We start from the raw sequence: 16,231 nt of genomic DNA on the forward strand, positions 1-16,231 counted from the left end.
CAGACTCATTTTTTGTCCAAGCTAATATGCAATCTCATATAAAAGGGATGAGGAGTTAAGTTCCATATTTTCTAAGAAAGATAAAAACTTCCGATTTAAATTGTCGGAAGTTTTTGATATACATATTAGATTCTATTTGACCGCTCCACCTGTTACACCTTCTACGTAGTATTTCTGCATGAAGATGAAGAGAAGAGTAATAGGGATAGCGATGATAATCGCTCCAGATGTGAATGGTAAGAACCATTTATTGATGGCATCTTTATTAAGCATTTGGAAAAGTCCCAAAGCCACTGTGTATTTTTCCTTGACATCGCCTAGAATGACAGAGGCGAAGATAAAGTCAACCCAAGGTCCCATGAAAGCCATAAGCGCTGTATAAACGATAATTGGTTTTGACAGCGGTAATGTAATAGTCCGAAAGATTTGGAAGCGAGTCGCTCCGTCGATCATAGCGGATTCGTCCAAAGAATATGGGATAGTATCAAAGAAACCTTTGGCTATATAGAAGCCTAATGCAGCCCCAGCTGAATAAACCAGAATCAGTGAAGTCAGGGTTTGTGTCAAATTGAGTGCTTTCAAGATGTAGTAGACCGCAATCATTGACATGAAGCCTGGGAACATGTTAAGAACCAGAGCTAGCTTGAGGAAACGGTTTTTATGCTTGAATTTGATACGGCTGAGTGAGTAAGCCATACCCACGGTAATCAAAGTAGACAGGATACAGGTCGCTGTGGCAACAATCAGGGTATTCATAAACCACTGAACAAAAGGATATGTGTTGTTATTAAACAGTCTGATATAGTTGTCAAGAGTATAGGTCTTAGGGAAGAAGTAAGGGACCGCATTAGAACCTTCACCACGGAAGCTGGTCAGAAAAATCCAGATAATCGGCGTTAGCCAGATGAGTGCTAAAACAGACAGTAAGACATAAATCCCTAATAAACTGAGTTTTTTTCTATTTTTCATTATTTAGCAGTTCCTTCCTTGAATGATGCGGATCTAGTATAGGCTAAGAGGCTGAAGGTTGCAGAGATTGCAAAGATCAGGATACCAATAACAGATGCTAGATTGTAGTCCTTGGCTGAAACGGTCAGTTTATAGAGCCAGGTAACCAAGAGGTCAGTTGAGCCTGCCTGATAGTAGGAAGAGTTAGTAGGTCCACCGCCTGTCAGGAAGTAGATAACGTTGAAGTTGTTGATGTTTCCGATAAACTGCTGAATGAGTGATGGCGCCATAATCAAGAGAATTTGAGGGAAAGTAATGCTCTTGAAGATTTGAAGCTTGCTAGCTCCATCAATCTCAGCAGCTTCGATTTGCTCGCTAGGTAGGTTCATGATAATCCCAGTCGCTACCAGCATGGTAAATGGAATACCAATCCACATATTGACAAGGATGATTGAGAACTTAGCCCAAACAGGGTCACTCAAGAATGGAATTGGATGCTGAATGAGATGGAGGCTTTGCAATAGTCCGTTCAAAGGTCCATTGTCATTCAGGAAATTACGCATCAAGAGCAGGGATACGAATTGTGGAACTGCGATAGTAATAACGAAGAGTGTCCGCCAAACTTTCTTGTACTTGAGGCCTTTGGTATTGAGCAAGAGAGCCAAAACGATACCGAAGAAGAAAGTAGTAGCTGTCGCAGCAACCGCCCAAATCAAGGTCCAGCCTAAAAGTGGGAAGAAGGTGCTAGCCATGCGACCTGAGAAAACATCACCGAAGCTAGAGAAGCCAACCCAGTCAAAGAGTGATTTAGGAGCTGGATGGTTATGGTCAAAGTTAGTAAAGGCCAAACAGATCATATAGATCAGAGGCAGGATGGTAAAGAGCAGTACTCCGATAAGAGGGATGCTCATTAGGCCCATGTGGAAGCGGCCGTCAGCCAGCGTCTTGAAGTCTTCAACGAAGTTAGGAATTTTCTGACCGGACTGCTTGAGAGCCATTAAGTGACGAGCACTTTTCAGGTTACACCAGTAGATGTAGGCGAAGACTGCACAGAAGATGAGAGAAGCAAGTCCAAAAATCAGCATCAGCATAGAGTTGTCACCCGCTACTTGAACGGTGATTTCCAAGCCGTTAACTTTTTTGATAGCCTCTCCTTGTTCTTGAGTCCCCAATGTAATCATGCCGCCAATAGCTGGTATGATTTGGACTGCAAAAGCAATCAGGAAAGCAATTTCTGAGAAGAGGAAGAGCAGCCCCTTGATGAACTGTTTATGTACGAGGTTGCTCAGTCCCATTACCAGAAAAGAGAGTTTGACATCCCAGGTTCCCTCTTTAAAGACCTGAACCATGGATGCATTGTCATAAGATGACTGAGTCATAGTATTCTCCTTATATTTACAAAGAAAGAAGTGAGGAGGCTGCCCCCCTCACTTCAATGCTTATTTAAATTTGCTTGAGTATTATTTAGCTGCTGCTAAATCTTTATCAAACTGTTGTAATTTTGCGAGGTATTGATCTTCACCAAATTTACCGTTGTAAGCATCGCTGAGGATTGCAGCACTTTCAGTCCAGAAGACAGACATTTGGCTAAGTTTAGGCATAACTGTTGTGTAGGTATCAGAAGAACCCATTGTGATAACAGCTTGTGCCAAGGCATCTTTCTTCACATCTTCAGACTCTTGTACTTCTTTGTTAGCTGGGATGATGTGACGTCCTTCAAACTTGAATTGGTTTTCTTGGCTTTCTTTGCTAGTAAGTGCTTGAGCCAGTTTGTAGCTTGCTGCGATACGTTCTCCGTCACCGTTTGAAGGTGTTTGGTTAACTGCGTAAAGTTTTACACCAAGGAAGGCTTTTTGTTGAACATCTTGTCCACCGATGTTAACAGTTGGGTAAACAGAGATACCAAGGTTGTCTTTGCCGACAGCTTTTTCAGCAGCTGCGTAGTCCCATGGACCTGATTGGAAAGCGTCAACTGAACCATCTTCAAATTTAGCAAGAAGGTTAGAAGCATCTACGTTTACAAAACCGCTGTTATTCTTTTGAGCTGCGATGAACTTCAGAACGTTCACACCGGCTTCGTTACCCCAGTTTGTTCCGTCTACTTGCTCACCATCTTTACCAAAGAGAGTGTCGCCAACAGAAAGGAAGAGTGGAGCAGTGATGTATCCATTAGCCTCTTTCAAGTTTCCACCAAATTTAGCTTTAGAAGTGATGGTTTCATAAGACTTAACATCATCAGCGGAAAGCTTTGATTTGTTATAGTAGGTTACTTGTGATTCGATACCGTATGGGAAAGCATAAGTTTTGCCTTTGTATTGAGCACCAATAGCTGCTTGTTCTGTATCGTTCTTCTTGATTTCTTCTGCCATATTAGAAGGAACTTCTTGGATAGCTCCGGCTTCAACTAATTTACCAAGTTGGTCATGTGGCAGAGAGAAAACATCGGCAGCAGTACTAGCATCTTTTGTCAGATTTTCCTGAGCGTTTGGATCTTCCATTTCGACTACGTCAACCTTGTAGCCTGATTCTTTCTCGAACTTGCTAACTGTATCAGAGTAAGAATCTTTAGCACCGGTTGGTACCCAAAGTTTCAAGGTCTTGCTATCGGCTTTAGAAGAAGAGCTCTCCTTGCTGCTATTCGAGCTACAAGCTGCTAACAGCGTTCCTGCAGCCAGCAAGCTGACACTGCCTAATACCACTTTTTTCCATGTTTTCATTCCTATTTCCTCCCGGAATTTTTATTTACAATTCTATTATGCAACCGTTTGCAATTTTTGTCAAGTCTTTTTTTGAAATTTTTTTAAAAATATATTAATTTTTCTAAAATTTTTCTATTTTATTTCTGTTTATATAATAAAAGCCTATTAAAATGGCTGTGCAATCGCTTGCTTGATTTTTACCTAGAAAACGCTTTATTATGAAGAAAATCATGTTTCTTTTGAGATAGATTTTTGGTACATGCAAGAAGATATAAAGACAAGTTATAGTTCAGCATTACCAAAGAAAGGAATCAAACTTATGATTTTCTAATAATCTAGTGTCTACCTGTTGAATGCTTCTCTTTTCTGCTATAATAGACCTATGAATAAGCTAATCCAATCAAAGCTGGAACTGTTGCCGACTAGTCCCGGCTGTTACATTCACAAAGACAAAAACGGTACCATTATCTATGTCGGCAAAGCCAAGAACCTTCGTAATCGGGTTCGTTCTTATTTCCGTGGCAGTCATGACACCAAGACTGAGGCCCTGGTTTCCGAGATTGAGGATTTTGAGTTTATTGTCACCGAGTCTAACATTGAGGCTTTGCTTCTGGAGATTAATCTAATCAAGGAAAACAAGCCTAAGTATAATATCATGCTCAAGGACGATAAGTCCTATCCATTTATCAAGATTACCAACGAAACCTATCCGCGTCTGATTATCACGCGCCAAGTCAAAAAGGACGGTGGGCTTTATTTTGGTCCCTATCCTGATGTTGGTGCGGCCAATGAAATTAAACGTCTCTTAGATCGCCTCTTTCCTTTTCGTAAGTGTACCAATCCACCTGAAAAGGTCTGCTTTTACTACCATCTAGGGCAGTGCAAGGCCCACACTATTTGCCAGGTAGACAGCCAGTATTTCAAGGACTTGGCTCAAGAGGTAGCAGCCTTTCTCAAGGGCCTGGATGACCGGATTATTGAGGATTTACGGGGGAAAATGGCTGGCGCTGCGCAAGCTATGGAGTTTGAAAAGGCAGCTGAGTACCGCGACTTGATTCAGTCCATTGGCACCTTACGAACCAAGCAGCGGGTCATGGCCAAGGATTTGCAGAATCGCGATGTCTTTGGCTACTATGTGGACAAGGGTTGGATGTGCGTGCAGGTCTTCTTTGTCCGCCAGGGCAAGTTAATCGAGCGTGACGTCAATCTTTTTCCCTATTACAATGATCCGGACGAAGATTTTCTGACCTATATCGGCCAGTTCTACCAGGAAAAATCCCACCTCAAGCCCAATGAAATTTTGATTCCAGCAGATATTGACGAAGAAGCTGTCCGAGCCATGGTGGATACCAAGGTGCTTAAGCCCCAGCGAGGCGAAAAGAAACAGCTGGTCAATCTCGCTATCAAAAACGCCCGAGTTAGTCTCCAGCAGAAATTTGACCTCTTGGAGAAATCTATTGAAAAGACCCAAGGTGCTATTGAGAATCTAGGGCAGCTCCTTAACATTCCAACGCCTGTTCGTATTGAGTCTTTTGATAACTCCAATATCATGGGTACCAGTCCTGTATCAGCTATGGTAGTCTTTGTCAATGGTAAACCTAGCAAGAAGGATTATCGCAAATATAAGATCAAGACTGTCGTAGGACCTGATGACTACGCAAGTATGCGTGAGGTCATCAAGCGGCGCTATAGTCGGGTGATTCGAGATGGACTGACTCCGCCTGATCTGATTGTCATTGACGGTGGACAGGGCCAGGTCAATGTCGCTAAAGAAGTTATCCAGGATCAGCTGGGACTAGATATTCCCATCGCTGGACTGCAAAAAAATGACAAGCACCAGACTCATGAATTGCTCTTTGGTGACCCTTTGCAGGTTGTAGAATTATCCCGAAATTCGCAGGAATTTTTCCTACTCCAACGTATCCAAGATGAGGTCCATCGTTTTGCTATTACCTTCCACCGCCAGCTCCGGTCTAAGAATTCCTTCTCATCGCAGCTAGATGGCATTGAAGGCTTGGGACCAAAACGCAAGCAAAATCTTATGAAACACTTCAAATCTCTAACCAAGATTAAAGAAGCCAGTGTCGACCAAATTGTCGAAGTCGGTGTACCGCGAGCAGTGGCAGAAGCAGTGCGGGAGAAGTTGAATCCGAAAACTCAGGAGCGGGAACAAACACAGTTGCAAGAGGTGGCGGAGCCAGTTGTAGACATAGATTGAAAGATTAGTTTATCGGATTTTAGAGAGTCTTATAAAATAAACTTAAATGAAAGCTTTTCAAAAATTGGGAAAATTATAACTGTTATAATGGAGTTGTCTTTGGGAATGGATAGTCATCAGTTGCAAAAAATATCTGATATCTTGTATGCTGAAAGCAATGCTAAAGCTGTATCGTATATTAAGAGTCTTCAAACCGAAGATGAACTGTTTGTTTTACTTGATAATTTTAACTGGGATAATGGTTTTGAAGTACCCCAAGCAGTTATTGAACATTCTAAGTGTACTCTTTCAATTGTTTTATTATCCTCTTATCGAGCAGCTGGCATCAGGTATTTATTAGAAGCAGAAGCAGCCTTTGTAAATTCTTCATCTAAGGAGTGGGAAGAATTTGTAAAAGATGTCTATGATAGAATTATCAGAAGGAAATTTCCGGATGGTAATATCTCTTTTCGACCCGAAATAACGAGAATTCAAAAGTTCAAACTTAAAAAATTAAAATCGGCATTAAATCCACTTTTCATTGATGGAGTTTCTGGAAAAGATTTGAATATAGTAATTTAATTAAAATAACCATCCAGACATTGTGGATGGTTTTTGTGTTATGTCCTAAAGCCATAATAAAAGGATTGGCGAGCGCCAATCCTTTTATTATTTCAACTCAGAGGAATCTGGTAGGTAGGAACCACCAAGGTAGGTATTGCTGAGTTTTTCAAGGCTTCCGTCTTGATAGAGTTCTCTTAATGCATTATCAAATTGTTCCTTGAATGCTTTTTCTTCGCTAGAAAATATAATATAGTTGTTAGGACTGTCAGTGGAAGGAAGATCAACAACAGATAGATCCAAGCCACGTTCTTTAATAATTTTTTGAACGGAAACTTTGTCAAAGATTAGGAAATCAAAGTCACCATTAGAAAGGTCAAAGATACGTTTTCCTATATCTTCTCCTGAGTAATGGATAGTGGCTGGATTTTCAGTGTGTTTTTGATTCCAATTGTTGATGAATTGGGCGTTCGATGTTCCGATATCCTCTTGAGTTGTTTTACCAGCAATTTGCTCAAGAGAAGTTAAAGGATTCTTCTTATTACTAACGAGTACTAAAGGATTTTTTGAGATAGGGAGTGAGTAGAGGTATTTATCTGCTCTCTCTTTTGTGTAACTCAAGTTATTGGCTGCAGCTTGATAGTGACCGGAATCAAGTCCTGGGAAGATACTTTCCCAAGCGGTTCTTTGAAAGTGAATTTCGTAATCACTGAGCTTCTCATCAATTGCTTTAAGTACTTCAATATCGTAGCCAGTCAGGTTGCCGTTTTCCTCATAGGCGAATGGTGGGACATCGCCAGCTGTTGCAACAGTAATTGTTTTTGGGGACGAATTTTTTTGAGGTGTGCTCTGGTGACTGCAAGCGGCTAACAGTGGAAGGATGATTAGTAACAGGACGATTTTTCTCATGTTTTACTCCTTTCAAATTGGTATTATTTTATAGCTTATCAGAAACTATCTTGATTATCCAATATATATTTTTTATAGCTGCGATAAGAAACCTTAATAATGAAAAACTTCTGCAAACTCTTACAAAATATGATAAAATGAAGTTAGTATATTTAGAAAAGGATGCGACTTATGAAATTTCTAGAACTCAATAAAAAGCGTCATGCAACCAAGCATTTCAACGACAAACCTGTGGATCCAAAGGATGTTCGCACAGCGATTGAGATTGCAACGTTGGCACCCAGTGCTCACAATAGTCAGCCGTGGAAGTTTGTAGTAGTACGAGAGCGCAATCAGGATCTAGCAGAGACAGCTTTCGGTGGAAATGTGGACCAGATTAAGGAAGCTCCAGTGACTATTGCCCTCTTTACAGATACAGATTTGACCAAGCGGGCTCGCAAGATTGCGCGTGTAGCTGGAGTTAAGAATTTCTCTGATGAGCAGCTCCAATTTTACATGCAAAATCTGCCAGCTGAGTTTGCTCGCTATAGCGAACAGCAAAAGAGCGATTATTTATCTCTCAATGCTGGTCTGGTGGCCATGAATCTTGTTTTGGCTCTGACTGACCAAGGTATCGGCTCTAATATCATCTTAGGTTTCGATAAATCTAAGGTTAATAAGGTTTTGGAAATTGATGAACGTTTCCGTCCGGAACTCTTGATTACGGTTGGTTATACTGATGAAAAACTAGAACCAAGTTATCGTTTGCCGGTTGATGAAATTATTGAGAAACGTTGATATAAAAGTGTTTACGATTTAATTCATAGTTGAAATGATTTAAATCGAATTGGAAGTTGGGGTGAAATAATGACAATTGATTTTAAAGCAGAAGTTGAAAAACGAAGAGAAGATCTCTTAGCTGACCTGTTCAGTCTTTTGGAAATCAACTCAGAGCGGGACGATTCCAAGGCAGACAAGGAGCATCCTTTTGGACCTGGACCTGTTCAAGCTCTGCATAAGTTTTTAGAAATTGCTGAACGCGATGGTTATGAAACGAAGAATGTGGACAATTATGCTGGTCACTTTACTTTTGGTGAGGGTACGGAAGAACTTGGGATTTTTGCCCACATGGATGTAGTCCCTGCCGGGAGTGGCTGGAATACAGATCCTTACAAACCTGAAATTATTGATGGTAAGCTTTATGCGCGTGGTTCATCTGACGATAAAGGTCCAACTATGGCTTGTTATTATGGTTTGAAAATCATCAAAGACTTGGGATTGCCAGTGTCTAAGCGTGTGCGTTTTGTAGTGGGAACAGATGAAGAATCGGGCTGGCAAGATATGGACTATTATTTCAAACATGTTGGTCTGCCTGAGCCAGACTTTGGTTTCTCGCCAGATGCGGAATTTCCAATTATTAACGGTGAAAAAGGGAATATCACAGAATACCTCCACTTTGGTAACAGTAATGATGGCAGCTTTAAACTCAAGAGCTTTACTGGCGGACTTCGTGAGAATATGGTGCCAGAATCAGCGACAGCTATTTTTACAGCAGCAGTTGATGCAGCGGAATTGGATAAGAAATTACAAGACTTTGCTTCTGCCCACAAGGTTTCAGCTAGTCTGAGAGCAAATGGCGACGCTCTTGAAGTGACAGTCATTGGGAAGTCAGCTCATGGTTCTACACCAGAGGACGGTATCAACGGAGCAACTTATCTGGCTCTCTTCCTCAACCAATTTGACTTTGCTGGTGATGCCAAAGCTTATCTGGAAGTGGGAGCTCAAGTTCTGCACGAGGACTTTACTGGTGAGAAGTTAGGAATTGCTTATACAGATGCTAAAATGGGTGCTCTTAGCATGAATGCTGGTGTTTTCCATTTTGACAGTGCCAAGGCTGACAATACTATTGCTCTGAACATCCGTTACCCGCAAGGAGCTGATCCGAAAACAATTCAGGCCGGTCTTGAAAAAGTTACTGGTGTTGTGTCTGTGAGCTTGTCTGAACACGGACACACTCCACACTATGTTCCAGCAGATGATGAATTGGTAGCAACTCTTTTGAGTGTTTATGAAAAACAAACAGGTCTCAAAGGACATGAGCAAGTCATTGGAGGTGGAACCTTTGGCCGTCTTTTGAAGCGCGGTGTGGCTTTTGGCGCCATGTTCCCAGACTATGTCAACACTATGCACCAAGCCAATGAATTTACAGATGTAGAAGACCTTTTCCGTGCTGCGGCCATTTACGCAGAAGCTATCTACGAATTAATCAAATAAAAAATAAGAACTCGTTTGGTCTTGCCAAATGAGTTTCTTTGCAAGGAGCTATCATGCAAACAATAGAGGATATTGCTAAGGCCATCATGGCCGACCCAGAAAATAAAGAATTTACGGAGCAGGGAATCAAGCCACTCTTTGCGGCACCAAAGAATGCTCGGATTAACATTGTTGGTCAAGCGCCGGGACTGAAAACTCAGCAGGCAGGGCTTTACTGGAAGGACAAGAGTGGTGATCGGCTGAGAGAATGGCTAGGTGTCGATGAGGAGACTTTTTATCATTCTGGTTACTTTGCTGTTTTGCCCATGGATTTTTATTTTCCAGGACATGGGAAATCTGGTGATTTACCGCCTCGTAAGGACTTTGCGGACAAATGGCATCAGCCGATTTTAGAGCTTTTGCCAGATATTGAGCTGACTATTTTGATTGGTCAGTATGCACAGAAATACTATCTGCATCAAAAAGGAAATATCAAGCTGACCGAGACAGTTCAGCATTATCAAGACTACCTGCCTGATTTTTTCCCTTTGGTACACCCATCGCCCCGCAACCAAATCTGGATGGCTAAAAATCCTTGGTTTGCAGAGCAGGTTGTGCCAGACTTGCAAGCATTGGTACAAAAGATTATTCATTAATAAAGGAGAAAAACCATGGATGCTTATCAACAAGTGGCTAATAAATTGCAAGAGTTGGGGATCGCATTTGATGTGGTGGAGCACCCACCTGCATTTACGACAGAGCAGGCAGATGGTTATATTGAAGGTATGGAAGGCGTTCGAACCAAGTCCATGTTCTTGACCAATAAGAAGAAAACTCAGTATTATCTTCTAATTATGGATGACAAGAAGAGTCTGGACATGGATTTGTTTAAAGAGCTGGTTTCAGCCAATCGTATTCGTATGGCTTCAGCAGATTCTCTCTTTGAAAAAATGCAGCTGCCTCCAGGAACTGTATCACCTTTTGGTCTGCTTAACAATGAGGAGAAGGACATCCATGTTTATTTCGATAAAGAGATCATCGACGAAGAACGCATGACTTTTCATCCTAATACCAATGAAAAGACCATCTTTGTCTCTACAACAGATTTGTTTAAATTCTTGCAAGATTTGGGTTATTCTTATCAAGTTCTGGAGCTTTAACTAGCTGTTTTGCTAAGTTAGAGGAGCGTTATCCAGCTTCTCTCTCAGGTGGTCGAACCGAGTGTCTTGTCCCTCTATCTTGAACTTGGATGAAGGACGTATCCAGCAATTTGTTTTCTTTCAGGAGATTCTCCAACAGTCAGCCAATGATTTTGTCAAAGTTCAGTTTGATTTTCAGAAGTATCTGACTGTCTTTTTGATAAGTCTAAGCTTAGAATGCTAAACTTTGTAGAAAGCGAGGTGATTCTATGGAAACGATGAAAGCTATAGTCATTTACGAAGCGGGTGGCCCAGAAAAGCTTCTGCTGGAAGAAAGACCGATTCCAGAACTTCAAGAAGGCTGGACCTTGGTCAAGGTCAGAGGGTTTGGGATTAACCGATCGGAGATTTTTACTCGTGAGGGTTTATCGCCTAGTGTCGCCTTTCCTCGGATTTTAGGTATTGAGTGTGTTGGCCAAGTGGCCAAGACGACTCGAGAAGATTTAAAGGTCGATCAAAAAGTGGTTTCCATCATGGGAGAAATGGGGCGAGCTTTTGATGGTTCTTATGCTGAGTATGTTCTCCTGCCGAACGATCAAATTTATACAGTCGAGACCAACCTGACCTGGACAGAGCTGGCAGCAGTGCCAGAGACCTATTATACTGCTCTAGGTTCTATGAAAAATCTGCGCATTGAGCCCAATGACAAGATTTTGGTTCGGGCTGCCACTAGCGGTGTCGGTTTGGCCTTTGCTCGTCTGGTCAAGGCACAGTTTCCAGACACACATATCGTTGGTTCGGTCAATAGCGGTTCTAAACAATTTCTGCTCAAACACCAAGCTTACGACGATATCATTATAGATCAGGATGGCCGACTGGAAACAGAGGAGAAGTTTGATAAAATTCTGGAGTTGGTCGGTCCGGCAACTGTCAAGGATTCTTTTGACCATATCGCAGAGGGCGGGATTATCTGTGTGACTGGACTCTTGGGTGGCCAGTGGGAGCTGAATGGTTTCAACCCAATTGAGGAAATTAAAAATAACAGTTTTCTGACAAGTTTTCACTCTGCTCATGTGAGCCAAGACCTGATGGATGAATTATTTGATTACATTGACCGCTACCAGGTCAATGTTACACCAAGGCGTGTCTTTTCCCTAGAGCAAGTGCCCAAAGCTCATGCATTTATCGAAGGGACGGCAGGTTTTGGAAAAATCGTGATTATGAATGAATAGGAGAAAAATGATGCAAAAAATTAGTGCGAAAGATTTATATGACAAATTACAGGCAGAAGAACTACAGTTGATTGACGTTCGCGAGGTGGATGAATTTACTGCTGGACATATCTCTGGGGCTCAGAATCTGCCTCTCAGCAGCCTAGCTGAGAATTATGGGCAATTGGATAAACAAATTCCCTACCATATCATCTGCCAAAAAGGCGGACGCTCAGCGCGTGCCTGCGAATTTTTGGAAGCTAAGGGTTACCAAGTGATCAATGTCGAAGGAGGAGTGGAAGCTTTTCCTGATAAATTGACGATATGACAAGCGATTAAGAAGAGCAAATGCCGGAATAGATTGAATTTCCGGCCCTTTTTTTGTATACTATAGTAGTATAATAATTTATAGATAGGAGATATTTTATGTCAAAACAAGATTGGCTTGAATATTTTGAGGCCGTTAATGGACGCTCGGCTACAGAGGAAGAAATTGCCCAAGCATTGGCTGCCGGGGAATTTGTTAAAGCTGAACAGGTAAGTGCGGATCAAGCCTCTAGTGAAGCTAGTCCGGCTTCATCAAGCTTTGAACAGCCGCAAAACTTCCAACAGCCTTTTGCTCAGCAGGCTTCTCAACAATATCAAGAAGTTCCTCAGCAACAAGCAAATCCAAATCAATTTGCAAATCAGGGACAAGCTTATCAGCAACAAGGATTTCAGCAAGCAAGTCCCTTTGCTGGACAGCCTCAGTCTTCTGGTCCGCAAGCTTATCAGAACAACCAGCAGCAAGGACAGTTCAATTCACAAATACCTCAACAAGGACCACAGGCTTATTACAGTCAGCAACCTCCTCAACCCAGCGAGTTTTCTAAAACAATGAAAGGTTTCTGGGCTTGGCTCGTTTCAGCTTGGAAATCACCGACATCTGAAGTTGAGAGCAGTAAGGTGAATGGTTACCTTTCTCTAGGTTTGACAGCGTTCTTTTTTGCTATTGTTGCAAACTACAATATTTTCAGTACCATTGGTATCATGAGTTTTGGTATGTATAATGGACCGACTTTTAATTTCAAAGTCTTCTTTGTTTCACTGATAGCAGCAGCTCTCTTCCTTTTTTCTATTATTTTAGGTGGTTTTGTTGTGAAGCGTTTGGTCTACCAAGATAGAAGTTTTACCTTTAATAAGGCTTTTGATTGGTATGGTCGACTGTATGCTATTGTTCTTCCATTTATTGTTGCTTCAGCTCTGTTTGCTCTGTTGGGTGTTATTCATTTATCCCTGTTCTTCACATGGATTGGGCTTTTGTTGATTGGAGTTGGAGCTACCTTTGCTTTGATTTATTCCAAGACAAACAACTCTATGGATCCTTTTTATAAATATCTATTGGCCATTATTATCAATGGTGTGATTACAATTATCTTCTCTTTCATCGCTTTTTCTCTACTAGCTAGTATCGCAATGATGTAATATTGGAGGAGATTTATGGCAACAAAAGAAAAATGGGTTGATCTCTTTGAAAAAGTAATTGGTCGAAAACCAACTGCAAGTGAGTTCCAAGCCGGCAAACAATCTAACTTTGATCCAAAAATGATTAAGGAGATTGCAGGCGAAGCAGAGGAAGCGACCACAGATACTTCATCAGTAGAAAATACTACTGATGAAGCTTCTGATAATCAAGATATTGTTCAGGAGACACCTTCTGAAGATTCTGTCACAGAAGAATTGATTCAACCAACCTCCCAACATGAGAAGCAAGGCGCGTTTGAATCTAGCCAATATGAAGAACTTCGTAAGAATTGGCTGCAAGCTTTTGAAAATAATATTGGTCGAAAACCTACCAAAGAAGAATTTGCAGAAGCTAAGAGTCAAGGATTCTCTAACTTGCCTATTCGGTCTGAACTGCTCGACTCGCAATTACCACAGAAACCGGTAAAAAAGGCTAAAAAGAGAATATCAAAGAAGCAAGCAATCATGATTGGGGCTCCAACCGTTTTAGTTGCCGCTTTGATTGGAGTTTTCTTCTATTTAAACTCTATAACTGGAGTTAAAGTGGTCACAGACCATTTTGCAAAAGCCGTCTCTAGTAAAGACTTCGATGAAGTGGCAAGTCTTCTTTCTACTCAATCCGATAAGTGGACACGCGCGGAAGCAAGAGCTTTAGTTGAGCACCTAGAGAGCCAGGAGATTAATCTCGAAACTGAGCTCGATAACATTGTTGAGTCAAATGGCAAATCTGCTTATATTGATGACAACAATAATAAAATTTTAGGTGTTACTGAAAAGAGTAAGAAATTTGGTATTTTCCAGGAATATCAGATGGTTTCCTATCCAGTCAAAGTTAAAGTCAATACAAATTTGGATAATGCTACCATTAAACCTGGTGAGAAGAAAACTATTACTCTTAAGAAAAATACAGACACTGAATTGGGCGAATATCACTTTATCAAACAAGACTTTACACTCAAAGGTAAGACGGATGTTGGAGATGTAGAGAGTAAGGTTCAGCTTGATTTAGCTACAGCTAAGGACAATGAAATCAAACTGGATCTCAAGTCTGAAAAGAAACAGCTAAAAATTACTATGCCTTCTGAAACTTCAAAAGCAACAGATATTAAAATCGTTGTTAATGGTAAAGAAAGTGGTAGCAGTTTGACCCCTGAGTTGCAGCTTGTTCCTTATCAAGAACTTGAAATTTATGCTAAGTTTACTATCTCTGATACTACCTTTACTACCAATAAAGAGACAGTGATTGTGGAAGATGATACCACGAATGTGAAATTATCTCTTCCTAAGGAAGTGCTTTCTAAGATTAGAGAAAAGAACGAAGAAGCGAAAAAGGTTGAGGCTCAAAAAGCAAAAGTCTCTACTTTCCTTAATGACTACCGCAGTGCTGTTTTTAGCTCTGTTTCTAACAGGAGTAACAACTATTCTCAATACTACGATACCTCTAGTGCAGTATATCGAGAAATGGTTGAGTGGACCACTGGTGGTGGTGTTAAGAAAGCGAAAATTAACTATTATGAGCCAGGAGCTTTGGATATCCGTGAAATCAAGGAAGAAAATGGTTCCTATATCGTGACAACATATGAGGACTATACAGTCCACTATGTTGATAACACTCCAAATAGTGTAAATCGTAAAAATAAGACATATTACTTGAAACCTAGTGGGGATTCTTTTGTAATCTATAATCTTGAAGTTTCAGAAGGTTGATATTATGACAATGAAATACAGTAAACTGATTTTTCTTGCGGCATCTGTTCTTGTTCTAGGCGCGTGTTCGTCTGGTAAAGACACTACTGGAGATAGCTCTGATAAACAAGCGGCTAGCTCAACTAGTACAGTTAAGAAACAAGATGCGGAAAAAGATAAAAACTCTAGCCAAGATACGACAACATCTTCAGATAGCACTGATACTAAAAAGGAGCAAAATCACGAGGCCAAAACTCTTGATCAAAATGTTTCTTATAACGGTAGCTACTACAGTGTCAAAGGGAAATATGATGAGATTCTCGTTGTCAACAAACACTACCCTTTGTCTGCTTCCTATAACCCAGGTGAGAATGCGACTGCTAAAGCAGAATTGCTCAAACTGATTGCAGACATGCAGGCACAAGGCTATGCTATCAGCGACCAATACAGTGGTTTTCGCAGCTATGATACTCAGACCGAGCTCTATCAAAACTATGTCAATCAAGATGGCAAAGCCGCTGCGGATCGCTACTCTGCTCGACCAGGCTACAGCGAGCACCAGACTGGTTTGGCATTTGACTTGATTGACAAGAATGGCAATCTTGTACAGGAATCTGGAGCAAGTCAGTGGCTTCTAGATAACGCCTATAAGTACGGTTTTATCGTTCGCTATCTAGAGGGTAAGGAAGGTTCAACTGGCTATATGCCTGAAAGTTGGCATCTGCGCTATATTGGTCAAGAAGCTAAGGAAATTGCTCAATCAGGCAAATCTTTAGAAGAATATTTTGGCATTACTGGTGGAGGCTATGAAGATCAGTAGTCACATCATCCATTAGAAGGAGGAAGAAAATGAAATTTTTTGTTACCAATCCCAATAATGATTTTGCAGAAACACCTGTGCAAGAAGAAGGCAGAATTATCCATCATCTTCATCTTGCCAAAGGAAAAGAAGTACCAGAGCACAGTGCTGATGCACTGGTAACAGTTGTTTGTTTGTCGGGAGATGTAAGCTTTTCCGCTGGAGAACAAACCGTGCGGCTAGTGGCAGGTTCCTTTTTGACGATGGAGCCCAATGAGCCACACAGCTTGGTCGGGGAGGAAGATAGCCACCTCTTAGTTATCAAACAACTAAAATATTAATAAATT

The 16,231-nt window shown here is 41.2% G+C and carries 16 protein-coding genes; 12 read left to right on the forward strand and 4 right to left on the reverse strand.

Annotated elements, in window-relative coordinates; genetic code table 11:
* Positions 1 to 132: 132 nt before the first annotated feature.
* From HMPREF9378_RS08420 to HMPREF9378_RS08410, 3 genes are all read right to left on the reverse strand, one after another.
* Positions 133 to 969, reverse strand: a complete 837-nt coding sequence (locus HMPREF9378_RS08420) for a sugar ABC transporter permease (RefSeq protein ID WP_002900229.1) — start codon at positions 967 to 969, stop codon at positions 133 to 135.
* Positions 969 to 2,327 carry a carbohydrate ABC transporter permease gene (locus HMPREF9378_RS08415; protein ID WP_002913518.1) on the reverse strand — a complete coding sequence of 453 codons (1,359 nt, stop codon included), beginning with the start codon at positions 2,325 to 2,327 and terminating at the stop codon, positions 969 to 971. The genes HMPREF9378_RS08420 and HMPREF9378_RS08415 overlap by 1 nt, the downstream gene beginning before the upstream one ends.
* Positions 2,328 to 2,408: 81 nt before the next feature.
* Complete coding sequence (locus tag HMPREF9378_RS08410; RefSeq protein ID WP_002903015.1) at positions 2,409 to 3,665, reverse strand: extracellular solute-binding protein; 1,257 nt, start codon at positions 3,663 to 3,665, stop codon at positions 2,409 to 2,411.
* A 364-nt stretch (positions 3,666 to 4,029) separates the two neighbouring features.
* Between HMPREF9378_RS08410 and uvrC the strand changes: the two genes are divergently transcribed.
* Complete coding sequence (gene uvrC, locus HMPREF9378_RS08405) at positions 4,030 to 5,865, forward strand: excinuclease ABC subunit UvrC (protein ID WP_002903014.1); 1,836 nt, start codon at positions 4,030 to 4,032, stop codon at positions 5,863 to 5,865.
* An 87-nt stretch (positions 5,866 to 5,952) separates the two neighbouring features.
* Positions 5,953 to 6,426 (forward strand): DUF4274 domain-containing protein, encoded by a 474-nt coding sequence (locus HMPREF9378_RS08400; RefSeq protein WP_002903011.1) that lies wholly within the window; start codon positions 5,953 to 5,955, stop codon positions 6,424 to 6,426.
* A gap of 87 nt (positions 6,427 to 6,513) precedes the next feature.
* Here HMPREF9378_RS08400 and HMPREF9378_RS08395 read toward each other — a convergent pair whose 3' ends face one another.
* Positions 6,514 to 7,314: an amino acid ABC transporter substrate-binding protein gene (locus HMPREF9378_RS08395; RefSeq protein WP_002903010.1), complete on the reverse strand. Its 801-nt coding sequence runs from the start codon at positions 7,312 to 7,314 to the stop codon at positions 6,514 to 6,516.
* A 171-nt stretch (positions 7,315 to 7,485) separates the two neighbouring features.
* On the opposite strand from HMPREF9378_RS08395, the gene HMPREF9378_RS08390 reads away from it, so the two are divergent.
* From HMPREF9378_RS08390 to HMPREF9378_RS08345, 10 genes are all read left to right on the forward strand, one after another.
* Positions 7,486 to 8,091, forward strand: coding sequence for a nitroreductase family protein (locus HMPREF9378_RS08390; RefSeq protein WP_002903006.1), 606 nt, complete (start codon positions 7,486 to 7,488; stop codon positions 8,089 to 8,091).
* Between the two features lie 69 nt (positions 8,092 to 8,160).
* Positions 8,161 to 9,567, forward strand: a complete 1,407-nt coding sequence (pepV, locus tag HMPREF9378_RS08385; RefSeq protein WP_002913520.1) for a dipeptidase PepV — start codon at positions 8,161 to 8,163, stop codon at positions 9,565 to 9,567.
* Between the two features lie 53 nt (positions 9,568 to 9,620).
* Positions 9,621 to 10,202 carry a uracil-DNA glycosylase family protein gene (locus tag HMPREF9378_RS08380; protein ID WP_002903002.1) on the forward strand — a complete coding sequence of 194 codons (582 nt, stop codon included), beginning with the start codon at positions 9,621 to 9,623 and terminating at the stop codon, positions 10,200 to 10,202.
* 15 nt (positions 10,203 to 10,217) lie between these two features.
* A complete protein-coding gene (locus HMPREF9378_RS08375) occupies positions 10,218 to 10,706 on the forward strand; it encodes a prolyl-tRNA synthetase associated domain-containing protein (protein WP_002913521.1) in 489 nt (162 codons plus the stop codon).
* A 248-nt stretch (positions 10,707 to 10,954) separates the two neighbouring features.
* On the forward strand, positions 10,955 to 11,917 hold the full coding sequence (locus tag HMPREF9378_RS08370; RefSeq protein WP_002912592.1) for a zinc-binding alcohol dehydrogenase family protein: 963 nt from the start codon (positions 10,955 to 10,957) through the stop codon (positions 11,915 to 11,917).
* On the forward strand, positions 11,910 to 12,224 hold the full coding sequence (locus HMPREF9378_RS08365) for a rhodanese-like domain-containing protein (RefSeq protein ID WP_002902997.1): 315 nt from the start codon (positions 11,910 to 11,912) through the stop codon (positions 12,222 to 12,224). The genes HMPREF9378_RS08370 and HMPREF9378_RS08365 overlap by 8 nt, the downstream gene beginning before the upstream one ends.
* Positions 12,225 to 12,322: 98 nt before the next feature.
* Entirely contained in the window at positions 12,323 to 13,360 is a 1,038-nt protein-coding gene (locus HMPREF9378_RS08360; protein ID WP_002902995.1) for a DUF6574 domain-containing protein, read from the forward strand.
* Between the two features lie 15 nt (positions 13,361 to 13,375).
* Positions 13,376 to 15,106 (forward strand): TcaA second domain-containing protein, encoded by a 1,731-nt coding sequence (locus tag HMPREF9378_RS08355; RefSeq protein ID WP_002912591.1) that lies wholly within the window; start codon positions 13,376 to 13,378, stop codon positions 15,104 to 15,106.
* Between the two features lie 4 nt (positions 15,107 to 15,110).
* The gene (gene ldcB / locus HMPREF9378_RS08350) at positions 15,111 to 15,905 is read left to right on the forward strand and encodes an LD-carboxypeptidase LdcB/DacB (protein WP_373276228.1); all 795 of its coding nucleotides are present in this window, start codon (positions 15,111 to 15,113) and stop codon (positions 15,903 to 15,905) included.
* Between the two features lie 29 nt (positions 15,906 to 15,934).
* Entirely contained in the window at positions 15,935 to 16,225 is a 291-nt protein-coding gene (locus tag HMPREF9378_RS08345; RefSeq protein WP_002895366.1) for a cupin domain-containing protein, read from the forward strand.
* Positions 16,226 to 16,231: the final 6 nt, after the last annotated feature.

It is taken from the genome of Streptococcus sanguinis SK1 = NCTC 7863 (genome assembly GCF_000194945.1).
GTDB classification, from domain to species: Bacteria; Bacillota; Bacilli; order Lactobacillales; family Streptococcaceae; genus Streptococcus; species Streptococcus sanguinis.